Source organism: Stutzerimonas stutzeri SDM-LAC, assembly GCF_000235745.1.
Taxonomy (GTDB): domain Bacteria; phylum Pseudomonadota; class Gammaproteobacteria; order Pseudomonadales; family Pseudomonadaceae; genus Stutzerimonas; species Stutzerimonas stutzeri_H.
In genome coordinates this window covers 1-19,909 of the sequence record NZ_AGSX01000147.1, presented here as the reverse complement: position 1 = coordinate 19,909, position 19,909 = coordinate 1, and the positions used below count along the sequence as shown (strand labels likewise).

Genomic DNA, 19,909 nt, shown 5'->3' with positions numbered 1-19,909 from the left:
CAAAAAAAAGACCCCGCCAATCGGCGGGTTAAAGCGTGGCCCGCTGCCAGAACCGAAATAGCGGCTCGGCGAGAAACATCACCAGAAACAACCGCAGAACCTGCAGCGCGGTGACCAGTGCCACCGACAATTGCAGCGCCTCGGCCGTCAGGCACAGCTCGGTAATCCCGCCCGGCATCATTCCCAGCATCAGCGACGTCTGGTTCAGGGTGGCCGCCCAACCCAACACTTTGGCAAGACCCGCTGCAGCGAGCATGGCCAATAACGTGAACAGCAGAATGCGCAGCATGAAGCGCGGCGCGCTGCGAAAGAATGGCCGATCAAAGTGACAACCCAGCGAGCAACCGATCAGCCATTGGCCGAACTGACCAGCCCCTTCGGGCATGCCCAGGTGCAGGTCGAAAGCGGCGCTGGCGACGGCGCAGACAGTCAGTGGCCCGAGCATCCAGGGGTTGGGTTGGTCGAACTTTTTCCACAACAGCGCCAGCAGGACGCCGCCCGGCAATAGCACGGCCAGCCAAGGCCAGCTGACCGGCGCTGGTGGCGGCGCGTCGACGGGCGGCAGACTCCAGGTGAACAGGGCGGGGATGATCAGCACGACTAGCAGCAGGCGCATGCTGTGGGCCGCGGCGACCATTGCCGGCTGCGCCGCGTGGCGACTGGCCAGATTAACCATCTCGCTGGCGCCGCCCGGCATGCTGGAAAAGAACGCGGTGGCGCGATCCGTGCCGCTGCGCAAGAGAATGAAGATACCGATCAGGCTTAACAGCAGCGTGCACAGTGCACCGGCGAGAATCACGCCGAAGTGCTGGAGCACCTGCTGCATGACCTCACTGGTGAAATGCAGGCCGATGGCGCTAGCGATCAACCACTGCCCGGCTTGTCGAGCATTTGGGACCTCCTTTACCAGCCAGCCACTGCAGCGAACCGCAATGACCGCCAGCAAGGAGCCGACCATCCAGGGCAGCGGCCAGTTGGCCAGGCTGGCCAGCCAGCCACCGAGGGCGCCGACCAGAGGCGTCGCCCACCACCCCGGCAACTGGCGCGGCATATCAGGCATGTGCCTCGTTCAGCTTGGTGCGACGGCGCTGACGCCACCAGCGCAGACCCGGCATGGCCAGCATCAGTGCGGCCATGGCCCAGAGCGCCAGGGTGATCGGGCTGCCCCAGAGAATGCCCAGATCGCCCGCCGAGATCGACAGTGCGCGGCGCAGGTTGTCTTCCATCATCTCGCCAAGCACGAAGCCGAGGATGAGCGAGGACAGCGGAAACTCAAGCTTGCGCAGCAGGTAGCCGAACACGCCGAGACCCACCATCAGCACCAGGTCGAACGTCGTGCTATGTACCGAGTACACGCCGACCACGCTGATGGCGGTGATGGCTGGGACCAAAACCCAATTGGGCACGCTGAGCATTTTGGAGAACAGGCCGACCAGCGGGATGTTCATCACCAGCAGAATGACGTTACCGATGAACAGCGAGGCGATCAGGCCCCAGACCACGTCGGGTTGCTGCTCGAACAGCAGTGGGCCAGGGGTGATGTTGTACAGCGTCAGTGCGCCGATCATCACGGCCGTGGTGCCCGAGCCTGGTACACCGAGGGTCAGCATCGGGATCAGCGAGCCGCAGGCCGAGGCGTTGTTGGCGGCCTCCGGCGCGGCCAGACCACGCAGGTCGCCCTCGCCGAATTTGCCGCTGTCGCCGGCCATGCGCTTTTCGCTCATATAGGTCATGGCGCTGGCAATGGTCGCGCCAGCGCCAGGCAGGGTGCCGATGACGAAGCCGGCCAGAGCGCTGCGCACCATGGTCCAGAAGGTCTGGCAGAACTCCTTGAAGTTGAACAGCAGGCGCCCGCTGGCCTTCACGGCCTTTTGCCCGCTGTGGGTTTTTTCCAGCATCAGCAGGACTTCACTGACACTGAAGAAACCGATCACCACGATGACGAACTGAATGCCGTCCGACAGGCTCACACTGCCAAAGGTGAATCGGTAGACGCCGGTGGTAGAGTCCACGCCAACCGTCGCCAAGCCCAGGCCGATCAAGGCGGCCATCAGCGTCTTCACCGGCTTGTCGCCGACCATGCCGCCCAGGCAGGCGATTGCGAAGATCATCAGCACGAAGTATTCCGCCGGGCCGAACGCCACGGCCCATTTCGCCAGCAATGGCGCGAACAGCACCACGCCGCAGGTGGCGATGATACTTCCCATGAACGAGCTGACCGCCGACAGTGACAGCGCGATACCCGCTTTACCCTGGCGTGCCAGTGGATAGCCGTCGAGCGTGGTCATCACGGCCGCAGCGTCGCCCGGGACGTTGAGCAGGATCGCCGAGATGCGTCCGCCGTATTCGCAGCCCAGGTACACCGCGGCGAGCAGGATGAGCGCTGTTTCCGGCGGCAGCCCGAGGGCGAACGCCAGGGGCAGCAGCAGCGCCACGCCGTTGATCGGGCCGAGCCCAGGCAGCAGTCCGACAACGGTGCCAACAAAGGCGCCGAACAGCGCCACCAGCAGGTTCGTCGGTCGTGTGGCGACATCGAAGCCCTGCATCAAGAAGTTCAAGGTTTCCATTTTCAGCTCTCCAGCAAGCGCAGCACACCGAGCGGCAGCGGCACATCAAGCAACAGATCGAACAGGCCAAAGAGCAGCACGCCCATGAGCACGCCGCTGATCAGGCTCGGCAGCAGGCGCCCGTTGAACAAGAGGCCCATGGCGAAGGTGGCCAGTGCCGTGGTGATGACGAAGCCGAGTTTCTCGAACAGCAATGCGTAACCCAGCAGAACCAGCACGCAGTACAGGGCTCGCCGGGCCATCGTCCAGTCGAATGGCGGCGTCGACTCGCCGTGTGGTTTGCAGAGCAGCCAGAGCGCGCCGCAGCCCATCAGGAACAGCAGCAATAGCGGATAAGCGCGCGGACCGACCGGGTCGTAGGCGAAGGGCGCCTCGAAACCCCAGGCGAGCAGCGCGAGGCCGGCGCAGGCGAGCAGCCAGGCCGCGGCAAAGACACGAACGTACATGGTAGATACCTCGGGAGGAGCCAGCTGCGGCTCCCGGCCCGCCGGGACCGGAAGCCGCGAGCGGCGGGGTGTTACTTGACCAGACCGAACTCGGCAGCGAGTTCCTTGTAATCAGCGACCTGCTTGTTGACGAAGGTCTTGAGCTCATCGCCGGTCATCGACAGCGGGAACAGATCGCGCTGCGCGCGCAGCTTGGCGAAATCCTCGTCAGCCAACAGCGTGTCGAACTGCGTTTTCCACCAGTTGAAGTCTTCGTCGCTGACTTCCGGGCCCATGTAGAAGCCGCGGATCACCGGCCAGCTGATGTCGTAGCCCTGTTCCTTGGCGGTTGGGATATCGGACAGCTTGCCGGGGAGGCGATCATCGGACAGCACGGCGAGCACGCGAATCTTGCCGGCTTCCAGCTGCGGGGCGACTTCGCCCAGGCCGCTGCTGGTGACCTGGACGTGGCCACCCAACATGGCGGTGAGGGTTTCACCGCCACCTTCAAACGCGACGTAACGCAGCTTCTTCGGATCCACGCCAGCGGCGCGGGCGATCAGTGCGGTCTGCATCCAGTCCTGGCCACCGATGGTGGCGCCGGCGCCGAACACCACGCTGCTCGGATCTTTCTTCACCGCAGCGATGAGCTCGTCGAGGTTCTTGTAGGGCGCATCGGCGCGTACCGAAATGGCGCCGTAGTCAGTGCCAATCCCGGCCAGCCAGCGTACGTCGGTCTCGTCATAGCGACCGAATTTGCCCTGTGCCAGGTTCAGCAACGAGCCGCTGGAAAACGCCGTGATGGTCGACGGGTCATCGGCGCGCTGAGCGATTACCGCGTTGTAAGCCACCGCGCCGACGCCGCCCGGCATGTAGGTGACGCGCATCGGTGATTCGAGCAGGCCCTCGTCTTTCAGGCCGCTCTGGGCCAGCTTGCAGGTCAGGTCGAAGCCGCCGCCGGGCTTGGCTGGGGCGATGCATTCAGGGCGCTTGGGTTCGGCGAACAACTGGCTGGACAAGACCAGGCAGGACGAGAGCAGAGCGAAACGGCGGATTGCAGTCTTCATGGGTGTCTCCTTTTGATTCTTATTGTGGACGGTGTTACCAGATCGGCAGGCTGTAGCTGACGATCAGGCGGTTTTCGTCGGCGTCACGGGCGAAATCGGAACGGAACATGGCGTTGCGCATGCGAACGGCAACATTCTTCAGCGGGCCGGTCTGCACCACGTATTTGAGCTCGATGTCGCGCTCCCACTCGCTGCCATTGCTGCCGCCGCTGTACTCGGCGTTATCACCGGAGATGTAGCGGGTCAGGAAGGTCAGCCCGGGCACGCCGATGGAGGCGAAGTTGTAGTCGTAACGTGCCTGCCAGGAGCGTTCATCAGCATTCGCGAAGTCGTTGATCTGGACGAAGTTGACCAGATACGGGTTGCTGCCATCGACATAGGCATAGCCGGTATCGCCGTTCATTTGCTGATAGGCCAGGCTGAGCTTGTGACCGCCGAGGCTGTACCCAATCATGCCGTTCCAGGCCTGGTTGTCGATCTCTCCGGCATTGGCTGCGCCCGTGTCGTCGCTGATCATCAGGCGCAGGTCGGCGGTCAGCGCCGAGTTCTCGCTCAGTGGTTGTACGGCCTGGAGATTGAAGAAATGCTGACGGTAGATGTCGTCTAGCTCGGCAGCGTAGTAGGTGCCGACGAGCTTGTCGTTAAACTCATAGCGCGCGCCTGCGAACGTCAGGTGATCGGCCTCGGCCGCGCTGTCGAATCGGCTGTTCTTATTGTTGACCTGCAACTCCTGAGAGTTGGTCGAGGCACGGTCGATGACCTTGTCCAGGCGCCCACCGGTCAGGGTCAGGCCGGTCACGTCCTGGGAGACCAGCATGGTGCCTTCGAATACTTGAGGCAGGGTTCGGCTGTCGCTGGCGGTGACCACCGGTGTTTCGGGGATGTGGCTGCCGTAGCGCAGCTCGGTTTCCGAAAACTTGGCCTTTGCGGTCAGGCCGAGACGGCTGAATTCGTCCGGCGTGCTGCCGTCGTCATGTACCGGCAGCAGATCGGTCCCGGTGCGACCGCCGCCGGAATCCAGCTTGATACCGAGCATGCCCATGGCGTCGAGGCCAAAACCGACAGTGCCTTCGGTAAAGCCCGACTCGATGTTCAGCAGAAAGCCCTGCGCCCATTCTTCGCGTTTGGACTGGCCGGTGCCTTCGCGAAAATCGCGATTTAGGTAGATGTTCTGGGTTTGCAGGGTCGCGCTGCTGTCTTCGATAAAGTCGGCCTGGGCCATGGGCGCCAGGGAAGCCGCCGCGACGGCGAGGGCAAGACGAGCAGGGGCGGGTTTAATTCTGACGGCAGTCAGCATCCTGTATCTCCACTATTGTTTTTGTTGTGGCGGCTCAGTGCCGCGCCAGGTGGATCGAGCCACCTGGTCCCGATCCTAGGCGGCGAAACTTTCGCCAGGCTTTCAGGGGCGAAAGCAGCGTGCGGCGTGCCTTGTCGCTACACTGGCGCCCCGTTCCGTGTGTGGCAGAGGACAGGCAATGCGGATTCTCCTGGTCGAGGACCATCCCCAGCTGGCTGAAAGCGTGGCGCAGGCGTTGCGCGCCGGCGGATGGACGGTTGACTTGCTCAACGATGGCGTGGCCGCTGATCTGGCGTTATCGACCGAGGACTACGCACTGGCGATCCTAGATGTTGGGTTGCCCAGGCTCGACGGCTTTCAGGTGCTATCGCGCCTGCGCGAACGGGGCAAAACCCTGCCGGTGTTGATGCTGACGGCGCGCGGGGAGGTCACCGATCGGGTGCACGGGCTCAACCTGGGCGCCGATGACTACCTGGCCAAACCGTTCGAACTTTCCGAACTGGAAGCGCGGGTCAAGGCGTTGTTGCGCCGCAGCGTCGCCGCTGGCGAGCGCCAGCAGCGCTGCGGTTCGCTGGTGTATGACCTGGATGCGCGGCGCTTCAGCTTGCAGGGGCAGCCGCTCAGCCTGACGTCGCGGGAGCAGGCGGTCCTCGAGGCGCTGATCACTCGGCCCGGTCGGGTCATGAGCAAGGATCAACTGGCGGCGCAGGTGTTCGGCCTCGACGAAGACGCCAGTGCCGACGCCATCGAAATCTACATTCACCGGCTGCGCAAAAAACTGGAAGGCAGCGCAGTGCGCATCGTGACATTCCGAGGGTTGGGCTATCTGCTGGAGGCCGCGGATGCCTGAAGCGATACAGCCGCGCGCGGGCAGTTTGCGCGGTGGGTTGTTGCGCAGGCTGGCGATGCTGCTGACCCTGCTGATGCTTTTCAGTGGCTGGAGCGCCTACTGGAACGGGCGCGCCGCCGCCGACACGGCCTACGACCGGACCTTACTGGCTTCGGCCCGCGCCATCGCCGATGGACTGGTTGCCAGCGATGGGCAGCTACGCGCCAACGTGCCCTACGTGGCGCTGGACACCTTTGCCTACGACAGCGCCGGGCGTATCTATTACCAGGTGCTGGATACTGAAGGTCGGCTGGTCAGCGGCTACGAGCATCTGCCGGCGCCGGGCGCCGAGATCCGTCGCACCGATGACTATCCCGCGCTGGCGCGCTTCTACGACGGCGAATTCCGCGGGGAGGGCGTGCGGCTGGTGAGCCTGCTGCAACCGGTGAGCGAGCCGGAACTCACCGGCATCGCTGAAATCCGCGTCGCCGAAACGCTCGGCGCACGTGAGCGCATGGCTCGCAGTCTGCTCATGGATACGCTGTGGCGTGTCGGATCGCTGGCGATCGCAGCATTGGTGCTGGTGTGGTTGGCGGTCAGTGCGGCGCTGCGCCCGTTGGGCAAGCTCAGCGAGGCTGTCGAACAGCGCCAGCCCGACGATCTTCGGCCGCTGCCGCTGGTGGCCGTACAGCGTGAGCTGAAACCTCTGGTGGTGTCGCTCAATCATTTCACCGAGCGACTGCGCGGCCAGTTCGAACGGCAGGCGCAGTTCATCGCTGACGCCGCCCATGAATTGCGCACGCCCTTGGCGGCGCTCAAGGCGCGTATCGAACTGGGCCAGCGCGAGCTGCAACCGCAACGCTGGCACGAAACCCTGGAAGAGGCCGGCACACATACCGACCGGGTGATTCATCTGGCCAATCAGCTGCTGTCACTGGCGCGTATCGAAACCGGTGCGCAATCGATCGCCGAAGGCGGTGCCCAGCGCCTCGACCTCAGCCAGCTCGCGCGGGACCTCGGGCTGGCGATGGCCGCGTTGGCGCACAAACGGGGCGTTGCGCTGGCGCTGGAAGCCGAGCAGCCGGTCTGGATCGACGGCGAGCCGACGCTGCTGACGGAACTGCTCAATAACCTGCTGGACAACGCCCTGGCGCACACGCCGAACGGCGGCAACGTGGTGCTGCGCGTGCGGGATGAGGGTGTGCTGGAGGTTGAGGACGACGGGCCGGGGATTGCCGAGTCGGAGCGCGATAAGGTTTTCGCCCGTTTCTACCGTGTGCATCAGCAAGGGCAGGGCGCAGGGCTTGGTCTGGCCATCGTCGGCGAAATCGCTCGTGCCCACCGGGCCATTATCGAGCTGGATCAGGGCGAGTTGGGCGGGCTGCTGGTGAAGGTGCGCTTCCCACCACCAGTTTCCGATTCAGCTGACTGAAGGCTCGAAAAGCTCGTCCGGCTCGGCAACGACGACCTGATTACGGCCGTTGTGCTTGGCTCGGTACAGCGCTGTGTCAGCGGACGCGAGCAGTTGTGTCGGGGTGCAGTTCGCAGGCGGCTGCAGGGTCGCCACGCCAATGCTGATGGTCAGCTCCAGCCGCTGCTCGCCATGAGCGGGCCGTAGCGCTGCCACGGCTGCGCAGATTCGTTCGGCCTGTTCGCCCGCTTCGCGGCTGTTCATGCCTGGCAGGGCGATAACGAACTCTTCGCCGCCATAGCGCGCCACCACGTCGCCGGCCCGTTTGCCGTGTTGCTTGAGCGTATCGGCTACCAGCCGCAGGCAGTCGTCACCGAACGCATGCCCGTAGGTGTCGTTGACCCGCTTGAAATGATCGATGTCCAGCAGCAGCACCGACAATGGCGTCTCGGTGCGTTGGGCGCGGCGGATCTCTTCGTCGATCATCAGGTCGAAATGACCCCGGTTAGACAGCTGGGTCAGCGCATCGGTAACACTCATGCGGGTCAGTTGCTCGTTGACCGTCTCCAGGCCGCGCTTGGCCTCTTCCAGTGCACGGGTGCGCTCGTAGACCCGCACCTCCAGTGCTTCGTTTGCGCGAACTTGCGCCGCTAGCGCCTGTTGTTGGGCCTGCAGGCGCTGTTCGCGCTCATGAACAAGCGCATCGGATGCTTGCAGCGCACTCTGCTGGGCAAGAACGCGACGGTCCCGCTCCTGATTGATGCGCTGGGCAAGGGCCATGGAGAGCAGCACAAACTCGGTGAACATACCGATCAGCTGGCCATGCAGGGTTAACGCATTCAGCGGCAAAAGCCCTTCCAGCGCGAGCAGATGGACGACGGTAGCGATCAATAATGTCGACCAGGCAATTGCGAACAATTTTGCTGAGCCGTTGCCACGAAACCACAGGTTGATGACGGCGGCCATGGTCAGGATGCAATGGACCAGGGCGACTGGCTCGGCCATCAGGTAGCGATCAAGCGAGGGCGCGAACAGGGTGGCCAGAATCACCACGCCCCAGTACACCGTCATCACCCAGGTGATCAGCCAGGGCCAGCCGCCATAGCTACGAATCGTGAGAAAGCGACTGGCAAACAACAAGGGGGTAAAAAAGCACAGCGCCGCAGAGAGTGCGTAGAAACGGCGGGTAATCTGAGGCATTTCAGGCCACAGAAACAACTGGCCGAAGCCGGTTATCGTGAGGACGTAGAACAGCGCACTGAGCAAGTAGGTGACATACAGCAGATAGGCGATGTCCCTTGTGAAGACAAACAGGCTGCAGTTATAGAGCAGGATCACCAGCATGCCGCCGAGGAACAGGCTGATCATGGCGATGTCGGTTATCTTCGCGGCTGTGAACGCCGTTTCATCGTAGATGCTTATCGGCAACGCCATGAGCTCTTGAGCCCGCACCTGCACGTACACCACGACGCGTTCATTGCCCCGCAACGCCAACGGAAACACCAGGTTGTGGTCTGCCAGTGGTTGATCACGCTTGGCTACGTTGTCTCCGGCTCGCATCAGCGGACCCCACTCGCCCTCGGCGGGGTAGAACAGGCGCATCCGCACCTCATCGAGGACGGGCCATTTCACGCTCAGGTACCAGCGGCCTGAGCTGGCCGATGTGCTGTCGAGGCTAAAGCGCAGCCATACGCCGTCCCGCTGCTTATTTAGACTGGGCTTTGCCAACGGTTGCCACGACCAGGGCGCGTCATGAGCCGTCGGAAAATCAGCGTCTTGATTGCCCGCTACCCACTCGATCGCGCCTACCTGAAGCTCTGTACCGCTTTTGCTGACCACGCCTGGAACGACTGCAGCGAAGGCCTGGCTCGACAAGAGGCCGGCAAAGGCTGTTAAAAGGCAGCAGAGCAAAAGCTGACGGAGTCGCATCAGATAGGAAATCTCGTCCAAATGGCCCATCGCAATGCATGGCACAGCGCAAGGACCAAACTGTGGTTTAGCCACCGAAACGATACGGCTAATGTCGCTTTGATACTACAGTCAGGTTACTAACGGCTTGCCCATCCATCGGAACGACTGGTTAGGCAGCTTGCTGTTCGTGCTCAAGGCATGCGGCGGACTTATCCAGCACCATCCGAGCACGGACAAGCCGGGGTTGCTCAGCCTGCTCAAGATTTACAACGCTGTTCGCGGCTGCGTTGTACCGTTCGCGTCGCTCCCTATGTAACGCAGGCGCAGAGGTGCCGAGCGATTGAAGGCTTTTTTAGCGACGGTTCGCAACCCTTGGTTGGTGCCTCGGTCCTATCCTTGACGTTGAAGATCGCCTCTTAAGGTTGCGGCTCCGTGCTGTTACCGAGGCAGTGGCCTGCTAGACTCCCAATGTTCTGCGTGGCTCACGAGGCCAGCAGGGCAATTCCAAAACAACCAATAAGGAGTGGATCCATGAAAGGCAAATCCTTGGCATGGATATTTTCCGCCGCGTTGGCGGGGACTGGTCTGAGCGGCATGGCTCAGGCGCAAGAGCAATTCGTCACCATCGGGACCGGTGGTCAGACGGGCGTTTACTACGTCGCGGGTCAGTCCATCTGCCGCTTCGTCAACCGTAACGCCGAGGACCTGAAGTGCAACGCTCCGGCCAGTGGCGGCGGCGTGGCGAACGTCAACGGCCTGCGCAGCGGTGAATTCAATTTCGGCATCATGCAGTCCGACCACCAGTACAAGGCGATGGAAGGTCTGGAGCCGTTCAAGAACGAAGGCCCGATGGAAGACATCCGTGCCGTGTTTTCGCTGCAGAGCGAAGTCTTCACCGTGCTGGCGCGCCGCGACGCCAACATCAAGGGCCTGGATGATCTCAAAGGCAAGCGCGTCAACATCGGCAACCCCGGTTCCGGTCAGCGTGACACCCTCGAAGAGATCATGAAGGAAAAGGGTTGGGATCAGTCGGTCTTCAGCCTTGCCGCCGAGCTCAAGCCGGCCGAACTGGCCAGCGCGTTGGGCGACAACAACATCGACGCCATGACCTACTTCGTCGGTCACCCCAATGGCGCGATTCAGGAAGCCACCACCACCGTGGATGCCGTCCTGGTGCCGATCGAAGGTCCGGCCATCGACAAGCTGCTTTCCGAAAAGAGCTACTACACCAAGGCTGAAATCCCGGGTGGCATGTACAAGGGCAACGACAAGGCCACGCCGTCCATTGGCGGTAAGGCGGTGTTGTCCACGACTTCCAAGGTTGACGACGAAGTGGTCTACAAGCTGGTCAAGTCGGTGTTCGAGAACATCGAGCGCTTCCAGCGTCTGCACCCAGCGTTCAAGGACCTGAAGCCGGAAGACATGATCAAGGTCGGCCTGTCTGCACCGCTGCACGACGGTGCTGTGCGCTATTACAAGGAACGTGGCTGGATGTAACGGCCTTTACGGCTCGCTGCATCGTTGTGGGCGGTTATTCGTTCTCAACGTTCGCCTGAAAACCCGTGTGCCTCGTGCCACGGGTTTTCGCGGTTTCCGTTCCCTGAAAAAACAGGCCACCTTTCATGCAAGACAACCAACTTTCCACTGAAGAGCTGATCGCCAAGGACGTCGGTGCGCGCATGCCCGAAGGCGGCATGGCCAAGCTGATTGCCGGCCTGGCACTGCTCTGGTCGCTGTTCCAGTTATGGATCGCCTCGCCGCTGCCGTTCATGCTGCGCACCGGTGTGTTCAACAACACCGAGGCTCGCTCGATTCACCTGTCCTTCGCCCTGCTGCTGGCGTTTCTCGCCTACCCGGCGTTCAAGCGTTCACCGCGCGACCGAGTTCCGCTGATCGATATCGCGCTCGGGCTGATCGCTGCGGCCAGCGCCGGCTATCTGTTTCTCGTCTACGAGCAGCTGGCAGAGCGTCCGGGCAACTTGACCACCATGGATCTGGTCACCGCCTGCATCGGTATTCCGCTGCTGCTGGAAGCCACCCGCCGCGCCCTCGGCCCGGCCCTAGCGGTGATTGCGCTGATATTTCTCGGTTACAGCCTCGCCGGCCCTTACATGCCTGGCCTGCTGGCTCACCGCGGGGTGAGTTTCACCGCGCTGGCCAACCATCAATGGATCACCACCGAGGGCGTGTTCGGTATCGCCCTGGGCGTTTCCACCAGCTTCGTCTTTCTCTTCGTGTTGTTCGGCGCCCTGCTCGAACGCGCGGGTGCAGGCCATTACTTCATTCAGCTGGCCTTCAGCTTGCTGGGTCACTTCCGTGGCGGGCCGGCCAAGGCCGCAGTTGTGGCGTCAGGCATGACCGGCTTGATCTCCGGCTCGTCGATTGCCAACGTGGTGACCACCGGCACATTTACCATCCCAATGATGAAGCGCACGGGTTTCTCTTCCGAGAAGGCGGGGGCGGTCGAAGTGGCTTCGTCGGTGAACGGCCAGATCATGCCGCCGGTGATGGGCGCGGCCGCGTTCCTGATGGTCGAGTACGTCGGCATTCCCTACGTTGAAGTGATCAAACATGCGTTCCTGCCAGCGCTGATCTCCTATATCGCGCTGGTCTACATCGTTCATCTCGAGTCGCTCAAACTCGGCCTCACGGCGCTGCCACGGGCGAACGTGGCCAAGCCCTGGATGCAGCGCCTGATCGGTTTTGCTTTTGGCGCTGCGTTGATTTCCGGTGTGTCGCTGGGGGTCTACTACGGACTCGGCTGGCTCAAGCCGGCGCTTGGTGATGCGGCGATCTGGGTGATTGGCGCCTTGCTGGCGGTGATCTACCTGGCATTACTCAAGATCGCGGCGAGCAACCCGCCTCTGCCAGCCGAGGACCCTGACGCACCGCTGGAAAAACTCCCGCAGACCCGTCCGGTATTGCTCTCCGGCCTGCATTTCCTGCTGCCGGTGGTGGTGCTGGTCTGGTGCCTGATGGTCGAACGTCTGTCGCCTGGCCTTTCAGCCTTCTGGGGCTCGGTGATGCTGATCATCATCCTGCTGACTCAGCGCCCGTTGCTCAGCTGGATGCGCCATGACGGCAGCCACCAGCACGGCGGCTTTATGGATGGTGTGATCGACCTGCGCGAAGGTCTGATTGCCGGTGCCCGCAACATGATCGGCATCGGTATTGCCACAGCGGCGGCTGGGATCATCGTCGGCGCGGTGTCACAGACCGGTGTGGGCCTTGTACTTGCCGATCTGGTCGAGCTGCTGTCCATGGGCAATCTGATGCTGATGCTGTTGCTGACGGCATTCCTCAGCCTGATCCTCGGCATGGGGCTGCCGACCACCGCCAACTACATCGTGGTGTCCAGCTTGCTGGCGCCGGTGGTCGTAGCGCTTGGTCAGCAGAACGGGCTGATCGTGCCGCTGATCGCCGTGCACATGTTCGTCTTCTATTTCGGCATCATGGCGGATGTCACGCCGCCGGTTGGGCTGGCCTCGTTCGCAGCGGCTGCCGTGTCCAAGGGCGATCCGATCAAGACCGGTGTGGTGGCGTTCTACTACAGCCTGCGCACCGCCGCGCTTCCCTTCCTGTTCATTTTCAATACCGACCTGCTGCTGATCGACGTGGACTTCTGGCACGGCGTGGTGATCTTCATCATCGCGACCGTGGCGATGCTGATCTTTGCGGCCGGCACCCAGGGTTACTTCCTGGTGCGTAGTCGCTGGTACGAGAACGTCTTGCTGCTACTGATCGCCTTCACGCTGTTCCGACCCGGCTTCTGGATGGATATCGTGTACGACCCTTACCGGGACCTGCCGCCTACCGAGTTGGTCCAGGCGCTCGAAGCGGTCGACGAAGACAGCCAGCTGCGCCTGCGCATCCGCGGCGAAGACGCGGTTGGCGACGTGCGCGACTTCAGTTTGCTGGTAGCCATTCCCAATGGCGATACCGGCGAGGAGAAGCTGGAGAAGCTCGGCCTCATGACGTATGAGGAAGGGGGCAAGGTGCTGATCGACAGCGTCACCTTCGGCAGCCCAGCCGCCGAACTGGGGCTGCAGTTCGACCAGGAGATCCTTGCTGTGCGAGCACCCACCGACCGCATGCCGAAAGAGTGGATGTGGATACCGGCGCTGTTGCTGTTTGCTCTGGTGGTATGGATGCAGCGGCGGCGCAAGCGGGACTGACCAGTCCGCATCGCTGACCCGACCCCGGCCATGCCATGCATCGCCGGGGTTTTTGTTGCCGGCTGAACACGACAATCGATGGGCGAGCAGCCTCATGCTCATGCGCCGATCAGGCAGGCTTGCCGGGGAGGTGCTCGGAGGTCGGTGTTTCCCGCGCAGTCGAAGCCTCGCCAGCGGCGCGTTGTTTGCCATTGCTGGAGCCTTCCAGCGCCGCATAGGCGGCGCTGCAGAACAAAGAGTTCAGGCGTTTCATGTCGGCGATCAGCTCCAGGTGTGCAGCGCTGGTTTCGATACTTTCCACCACCTGCTGGTGCAGGCGGTGGACATGGGCATGGGCCAACTCGCGTTCGAGCTTTCGGAACTGGCGCTTCTGCTGCAGCAGTTGGCGGGCGCTGTGTGAGTCGCCAGACAGGAAGACCGACAGGCCCAGGCCCAGGTTGGCGCTGAGCAGTGCGTGCAACTGGCTGAGCTCATCCAGTCCACTGTCGGAGAACGAGCGGCGTTTGGAAATCTTGAGGTTCTGCACCTTGCCCAGCATGTGCTCGATGATGTCGCCAGCCTGCTCCAGATTGATCGCCAGTTCGATGATCTCCGCCCAGCGTCGGCTCTCCTGTTCGGCCAGATCGTCACGCGGCATCCGTGCCAGGTAGAGCTTGACCCCGCTGTACAGGGCATCCACGTCATCATCCAGCCGGCGGATATCCTCGCCGGGCTCCGGTCGATCCTCGCGCAGTGCTTCGAGCAGGCGCGCCAGCATCGTTTCCACCAGGTCGCCAATGCGCAGGGTTTCGCGCGTCGCATTGGCCAGGGCGAGGGTTGGCGTATCCAGCGCAGTGGGGTCGAGATGGCGCGGTTGTGCGATGCCATTGTCCTGCGGACGGTCCGGTAGCAGCCGCTCGCAGAGCCCGGCCATCAGTCCCACCGTGGGTAGCAATAGCAAACAGCGCAGCGAGTTGTAGGCCAGGTGGAAGGCGATGACTTGCGTCTGTGCGCCGAAGCCAAGCGTCGCCATCCACTCGACCAGCATTGGTAGAAATGGCAACGCCAGCAGACCCGCGAGCTTGTAGAGCAGATTGCCCAACGCTACCCGGCGGGCTGGCGCCGGCTGCGGCGTGGCGTTGAGCCAGGCCAGAACGCCGCTTCCAACGTTGGCGCCAATGACAACGCCCAGCGCCACCGGCAGGCTGATCAATCCAGCGCTGGCCAGGGTTGCGGTGAGCAGCACCGCGGCGAGGCTGGAATACGCGAGCACTGCAAACAGTGCACCCACGACCACGGCGAGCAGGGTGTCGCCGGCCAGCGATGAGAACAACACCTGCATGCCGCGCGCTTCGGTGATCGGCGCAGCTGCGGTCACGATCAGTTGCAGCGCCAGAATGATCAGGCCGAGGCCGATCAACACCCGCCCGAGCTGCCCGGCGCGGGTCTGCTTGCGCGATAGAAAAAGAAAGACCCCTAGCAGGGTGAACAGCGGTGACAGCCATGACAGATCCAGTGTCAGCACTCGCGCCATCAGCGCCGTGCCGACATCGGCGCCGAGCATGATCGCCAGCGCGGTAGGCAGCGCCATCAGGCCCTGGGCGACGAAAGAAATCGCCAGCAAGGCGGTCGCGTTGCTGCTCTGCACCAGCGCGGTAACGCCAATCCCGGCGGTAAAGGCCATCGGTGCGTTGGCCATGCTGTGGCCGAGCAGTCGACGCAGATGCGAGCCGTACACCCGCATGATCCCGGTACGCACGATATGCGTACCCCACACCAGCAGCGCGATGGAGGACAGCAAATGCAACAGCGTCAGCATCAGGCACGGCCTCCGGTTTGGATGGTCAACGGGCACAGCTGCCTGCGCCTGGCGCGGCAGAGAGCTGTGGGTTATGTAAGGTTGACCGTCGCCGGCAGCCGGCCGTTCACCAGATTGTCATCAACCGTGACGCCCGCCGCTGGTTCACGTGGCGTTCAGTTGGGCGAGTAGTAGCCCACACCTAGCAGGACGTCATCGACCCGACGAATCAGCGTGTGCTTTTTCTCCACCGCATTGGTGGCTGGGTTGCGCCAGACATAGTCGACGCTCCCGATGCCCTTGTCCTTGGCCAGTTCGATCATCTGCTTGAACAGCGGCGTACCGGCGGCATCGGTGATCTCACGCACGTCGACGCCCACCAGGTTCGGCGAGGCGCCGCTGGCGCGGTACTTGCCGTCATCCAGACCAATGACGAAGACGTATTCGTCATTCATCACGAAACCGCCCTGCGGGTCGTTAAAGGCCTTGTAGGCGGAGGCTTCGTCCGAACTTTTCATCAGCGCCACGGCTTTATCCAGCATCTTCTGCGCCTGCTCGGCAGAGGACCGCGGGATGTAATAACCAACCGCCAGGATGAGGTCGCCGACCTTGCGGTACAGGCTTGTCTTGTTCTCTACCTTGTTGTCGACGGGGTTGAGCCAGTGGTACTTGACCTGGCCGCTGTCTGCCGTTTTCGCGCCTTCGACGATCTGGCGAATGAAGGGCTTGCCGGCCGCATCCTTCAGGTCCATCACGTTGAGCCCGACCAGCGCCCGGGATGCGCCGTTGCTGGCAAGCATGGTGCCTTTCTGGTCCAGTACGAACAGGTAGTGCTGACCGTCGACGAAGCCGCCGTTACGGTCCTTGAATGCATTCAGTGCCTGATCCGGCCCCTTGGCCTGCAAGTGAGCGGCGGCGCGGTCGAGCAGGGCGCTGGCCTCGCGCGCATGGCTGCGCTCCACCGAGCCCTTGGCCGGTGCGCCATCGGTGGCGGCATAGGCGAGCGGAGAGCCGCTGAGTGCGGCGCCGAGCGTGAGAATCAGCAGGTTCCGGTTGTTCAGTTTCATCGTGTGCTCCAGGCCTGAGGCAGGCGAAAGTCTGCGGAGGTGCTTGGTGACTGCCTGCCATGGAATATCCTACGAGCCGTCGGGGTATTGATATTGGTCACTGGGAGCAGTCACGTGCTGCGAAAGAAGTAAAGACAGGGTGCATCGGCCAATCGGGCGCATCCCGCGAGCTCGCCGGAACTTGCTACCCTCTGCCGCTGATCCAGCCGAAGCCGCCCGCCCATGCTCAGCCTCTACCATGCTCCTGACCTCGAAACCCTCGGCGAACTGGCTACACGCCTGCTGGCCCAGCCGCTCGCCGACCCCTTTGCCCCGGCGCTGGTGGTGGTGCCGAGCCAGGGCATGGGCCGCTGGCTGACCCTGGAGCTGGCGCGCAAGCAGGGCATCGCCATGCAGCTGGAGATTCAATTGCCGGCCAAATTCGTCTGGGACCTGAGCCGCACCGTGCTGGGCAGCCTGCCGGAGCAATCGGCGTTCTCCCCGACGACCCTGACCTGGCGTCTGTATGGCTGGCTGTGCGAAGCGGCCAACCTCGAGCTGGCGCCGCGCCTGGCGCAATACCTCGATGGCGGTGACGAGCGCCGACGCTTGTCGCTGGCGGCGAAGATCGCCGACGTCTTCGACCAATACCTGCTCTACCGCGACGACTGGCTGGCCGCCTGGGAGCGCGGCGAAACCCTCGACCTCGGGCCCGACGAAGCTTGGCAAGCGCTGCTCTGGCGCGAGCTGACCAACGACGGCCACCCGCACCGCGCACGGCTGCTCGGCGACCTGCTGCAACGCCTCTACAGCGACGAGCCCTTGCCCGGCCTGCCCGAGCGCTTGCTGGTGTTCGGCATCAGCAGCCTGCCACCGCACCACCTGCGCGTGCTCGACGGCCTGGCGCGGCATATCGACGTGGTGGTCTGCGCACTCAACCCGAGCCGCGAGGCCTGGGGCGAGATCCGCGACATTCGCGAGCTGGCCAGGCAGCTTCCTTCTTCCGGGCGGCTGGGGAGCGTCGCGAGCGAAGAGCAGGCGAGGCAAAACCCGGCGAGGGAGCGGAGTGTACAGGCCGTACATGAGCATCCCGAGGCGGGTTTTAACGAAGCCTCCTCGAGCGCAGTAGCTCCCCTGCCGTCCGGCGCTGACGATTGGTATCTCGACGTGGGTCACCCGTTGCTGGCAAGCCTTGGCAAGCAGGGCCGCGATTTCTTCGATTCCTTGTTCAGCCTGACCTCCAGCGAAGGCAGCCAGGAGTTCGGCCTGTATTCCGAAGACGAAGACCTGCGTGACGACAGCCTGCTGCACGCGCTGCAAAACGACATCCTGCGCCTGCGCACCCGGCTACCCGATGAGCGCATCACGCTGGCCGAGGACGACCGTTCGCTGGAAGTGCATATCGCCCATTCGCCGCTGCGCGAGGTGGAGATTCTGCATGACCAGCTGCTGGCGCGTTTCGCCGCCAACCCGGCGCTAACGCCTGATCAGGTGGTGGTGCTGACCCCCGACATCGAGCGCTACGCACCCTTTATCGAAGCCGTGTTCGCCCCCCGCGAGGGCAGCCCGCGGATTCCCTACAGCCTCGCCGACCGCAGCCTGCGCGCCGAAATGCCGCTGATCGAGGCGTTTCTCGAGTTGCTGATGCTGGCGCAGAGCCGCTTCGCCGCCGAGGAAATCCTCGCCTGGCTGGAGCAGCCGGCCATCGCCCGACGCGCCGGCATCGAAAGCGAAGACCTGCCGCTACTGCGCGACTGGTTGCGCGACGCCGGCGTGCGCTGGGGCCGTGACGGCAGCCAGCGGGCCCGCCTGGGTCTGCCGGACGAATCGGCCTTTACCTGGCGCCAGGGGCTGGACCGCCTACTGCTGGGCTTTGCCGCGCCGCCGCAACTGGCGGGCGACCACGCGCCACTGCTCGGCGAACACTGGCCACTGGATGCGCTGGAAGGCGCGCGTGGGCAGTTGCTTGGTCGCGTGGTGGAGTTTGTCGAGCGCCTCGGCAACCTCGCCGATCAGCTGGCGCGACCACGACCGTTGGCCGCATGGGCCGATGACCTGCAAATCCTGATCGACACCCTGTTCGACGAGCGCGAAGCCGGCGACACGTTGCTCTTGCTCTCCCAGGCCTGTGCGGCGTTGCGCGAACAGGCCCAGGCGGCCGACCTGACCCGGCCCATCGACCTGGAGCTGGTGCATCAGCAGCTCAGCGCCGCGCTGCAGCAGGGCGGTGGCGCCTCGGGCTTTCTCACCGGCGCGGTGACCTTCTGCACCATGGTGCCGATGCGCAGCCTGCCGTTTCGCGTGGTCTGCCTGCTGGGCCTGGACGATGGCGCCTTTCCGCGGCGCACGCCGCCGTCGGGCTTCGACCTGATCGGCCGCCACCCGCGCCGTGGCGACCGGGCGCGGCGCCTCGACGACCGCTATCTGCTGTTGGAAACGCTGCTGTCGGCGCGCGAAGCGCTGTACCTGTCCTATGTCGGCCGCGACCCGCGCGACAACGCCGTGCTGCCGCCTTCGGTGCTGCTCAGTGAGGTACTCGAAGCCGTCGACATGACCGCCACGCTGCCGCCTGCTGATCCGGTATCTGGGAGTGCTGACGAGCCCGCGGCCAAGACGGTCAGCCAGAAGATCCTTGTCGCCCACCCGTTGCAGCCGTTTTCGCCACGCAATTTCCGCGATGCGCCTTGCGCCGGCTTCTCGCTGCCCTGGTTTCGCGCCGCCCAGCGCCTCGCCGAGCCGCCGCAGACCCAGCCGCAGCCGTTCGCCAGCCTGCTTGCCGAGCCGGACGAGGCCTGGCTGACCGTCGAGCCGTCGCAGCTGTTGCAGTGCTTCCGTCATCCGGCGCGCTTCCTGCTCGAACAGCGTCTCGGTCTGCGCCTGGCCGACGACCAGGAATCGCTCGCCAGCGACGAGCCCTTCGACCTGGAAATGCCGGCCTGGAACGGCCTGCGCCGCCTGTCGCTGCAGGCTATGGAGCACGGCTGGAGCGATGAAGACGAGCGGCGCATGGCCTGCGCCGCCGGTTGGCTGCCCTCCGGCGAATTGGGCCAGGCGCTGTGGGGCAAGCTGCGCGGCCCGGTGCGTGCCTTTGCGCCGCGGCTATTCGAACTGCGCCCGGACGCGGTGCCCGAGCCGCAGCCGGTGGACATCACCCTGGCCGGTGTGCGCGTTCATGGCTGGCTGGACGGCGTGACCCCGGCCGGGCTGTTCGGCTGGAAGCTCGGCAAGCTGGGCGAATGGGATCTGCCGCCGTTCTGGCTGCGCCACTTGCTGCTCAACCTGTGCGCCACGCCCGGCATCGAGCGCCACAGCCTGATGCTTTCACCGGCCGGTGACTGGCAGCTCGGGCCGCTGGCCAATGCCGCCGAGCTGCTCGAACCCTGGCTCGCGGCCTATCGCTGCGC

At 63.7% G+C, this 19,909-nt stretch carries 13 protein-coding genes; 5 read left to right on the top strand and 8 right to left on the bottom strand.

Annotated features, from left to right (window positions below; genetic code table 11):
* Positions 1 to 28: 28 nt before the first annotated feature.
* The 5 genes from PSTU_RS0115330 to PSTU_RS0115310 form a co-directional block, all read right to left on the bottom strand.
* On the bottom strand, positions 29 to 1,051 hold the full coding sequence (locus PSTU_RS0115330) for an AbrB family transcriptional regulator (protein WP_029404821.1): 1,023 nt from the start codon (positions 1,049 to 1,051) through the stop codon (positions 29 to 31).
* 1 nt (position 1,052) lies between these two features.
* Positions 1,053 to 2,567 carry a tripartite tricarboxylate transporter permease gene (locus tag PSTU_RS0115325; RefSeq protein ID WP_019341904.1) on the bottom strand — a complete coding sequence of 505 codons (1,515 nt, stop codon included), beginning with the start codon at positions 2,565 to 2,567 and terminating at the stop codon, positions 1,053 to 1,055.
* 2 nt (positions 2,568 to 2,569) lie between these two features.
* Positions 2,570 to 3,013 (bottom strand): tripartite tricarboxylate transporter TctB family protein, encoded by a 444-nt coding sequence (locus tag PSTU_RS0115320; protein WP_019341903.1) that lies wholly within the window; start codon positions 3,011 to 3,013, stop codon positions 2,570 to 2,572.
* A gap of 71 nt (positions 3,014 to 3,084) precedes the next feature.
* Complete coding sequence (locus PSTU_RS0115315) at positions 3,085 to 4,059, bottom strand: Bug family tripartite tricarboxylate transporter substrate binding protein (RefSeq protein ID WP_019341902.1); 975 nt, start codon at positions 4,057 to 4,059, stop codon at positions 3,085 to 3,087.
* A 34-nt stretch (positions 4,060 to 4,093) separates the two neighbouring features.
* A complete protein-coding gene (locus PSTU_RS0115310) occupies positions 4,094 to 5,356 on the bottom strand; it encodes an OprD family porin (RefSeq protein ID WP_019341901.1) in 1,263 nt (420 codons plus the stop codon).
* Between the two features lie 178 nt (positions 5,357 to 5,534).
* On the opposite strand from PSTU_RS0115310, the gene PSTU_RS0115305 reads away from it, so the two are divergent.
* On the top strand, positions 5,535 to 6,206 hold the full coding sequence (locus PSTU_RS0115305) for a response regulator (protein WP_019341900.1): 672 nt from the start codon (positions 5,535 to 5,537) through the stop codon (positions 6,204 to 6,206).
* A complete protein-coding gene (locus PSTU_RS0115300; RefSeq protein WP_019341899.1) occupies positions 6,199 to 7,617 on the top strand; it encodes a sensor histidine kinase in 1,419 nt (472 codons plus the stop codon). Before PSTU_RS0115305 ends, PSTU_RS0115300 begins: the two co-directional genes overlap by 8 nt.
* Here PSTU_RS0115300 and PSTU_RS0115295 read toward each other — a convergent pair.
* A complete protein-coding gene (locus PSTU_RS0115295) occupies positions 7,606 to 9,555 on the bottom strand; it encodes a diguanylate cyclase (protein ID WP_019341898.1) in 1,950 nt (649 codons plus the stop codon). The genes PSTU_RS0115300 and PSTU_RS0115295 overlap by 12 nt on opposite strands.
* Positions 9,556 to 10,038: 483 nt before the next feature.
* Between PSTU_RS0115295 and PSTU_RS0115290 the strand changes: the two genes are divergently transcribed.
* Both PSTU_RS0115290 and PSTU_RS0115285 read left to right on the top strand, forming a co-directional pair.
* Positions 10,039 to 11,004 carry a TAXI family TRAP transporter solute-binding subunit gene (locus PSTU_RS0115290; protein ID WP_019341897.1) on the top strand — a complete coding sequence of 322 codons (966 nt, stop codon included), beginning with the start codon at positions 10,039 to 10,041 and terminating at the stop codon, positions 11,002 to 11,004.
* Between the two features lie 125 nt (positions 11,005 to 11,129).
* The gene (locus tag PSTU_RS0115285) at positions 11,130 to 13,682 is read left to right on the top strand and encodes a TRAP transporter permease (protein ID WP_019341896.1); all 2,553 of its coding nucleotides are present in this window, start codon (positions 11,130 to 11,132) and stop codon (positions 13,680 to 13,682) included.
* A 109-nt stretch (positions 13,683 to 13,791) separates the two neighbouring features.
* On the opposite strand, the gene PSTU_RS0115280 is transcribed toward PSTU_RS0115285, so the two are convergent.
* Together PSTU_RS0115280 and PSTU_RS0115275 are read right to left on the bottom strand one after the other, a co-directional pair.
* The gene (locus PSTU_RS0115280; protein ID WP_019341895.1) at positions 13,792 to 15,480 is read right to left on the bottom strand and encodes a Na/Pi cotransporter family protein; all 1,689 of its coding nucleotides are present in this window, start codon (positions 15,478 to 15,480) and stop codon (positions 13,792 to 13,794) included.
* Between the two features lie 155 nt (positions 15,481 to 15,635).
* Positions 15,636 to 16,526: a cache domain-containing protein gene (locus tag PSTU_RS0115275; protein WP_019341894.1), complete on the bottom strand. Its 891-nt coding sequence runs from the start codon at positions 16,524 to 16,526 to the stop codon at positions 15,636 to 15,638.
* Between the two features lie 222 nt (positions 16,527 to 16,748).
* On the opposite strand from PSTU_RS0115275, the gene recC reads away from it, so the two are divergent.
* Positions 16,749 to 19,909: exodeoxyribonuclease V subunit gamma (recC, locus tag PSTU_RS0115270; RefSeq protein ID WP_019341893.1), on the top strand; the 3,161-nt coding region annotated here is incomplete at its 3' end.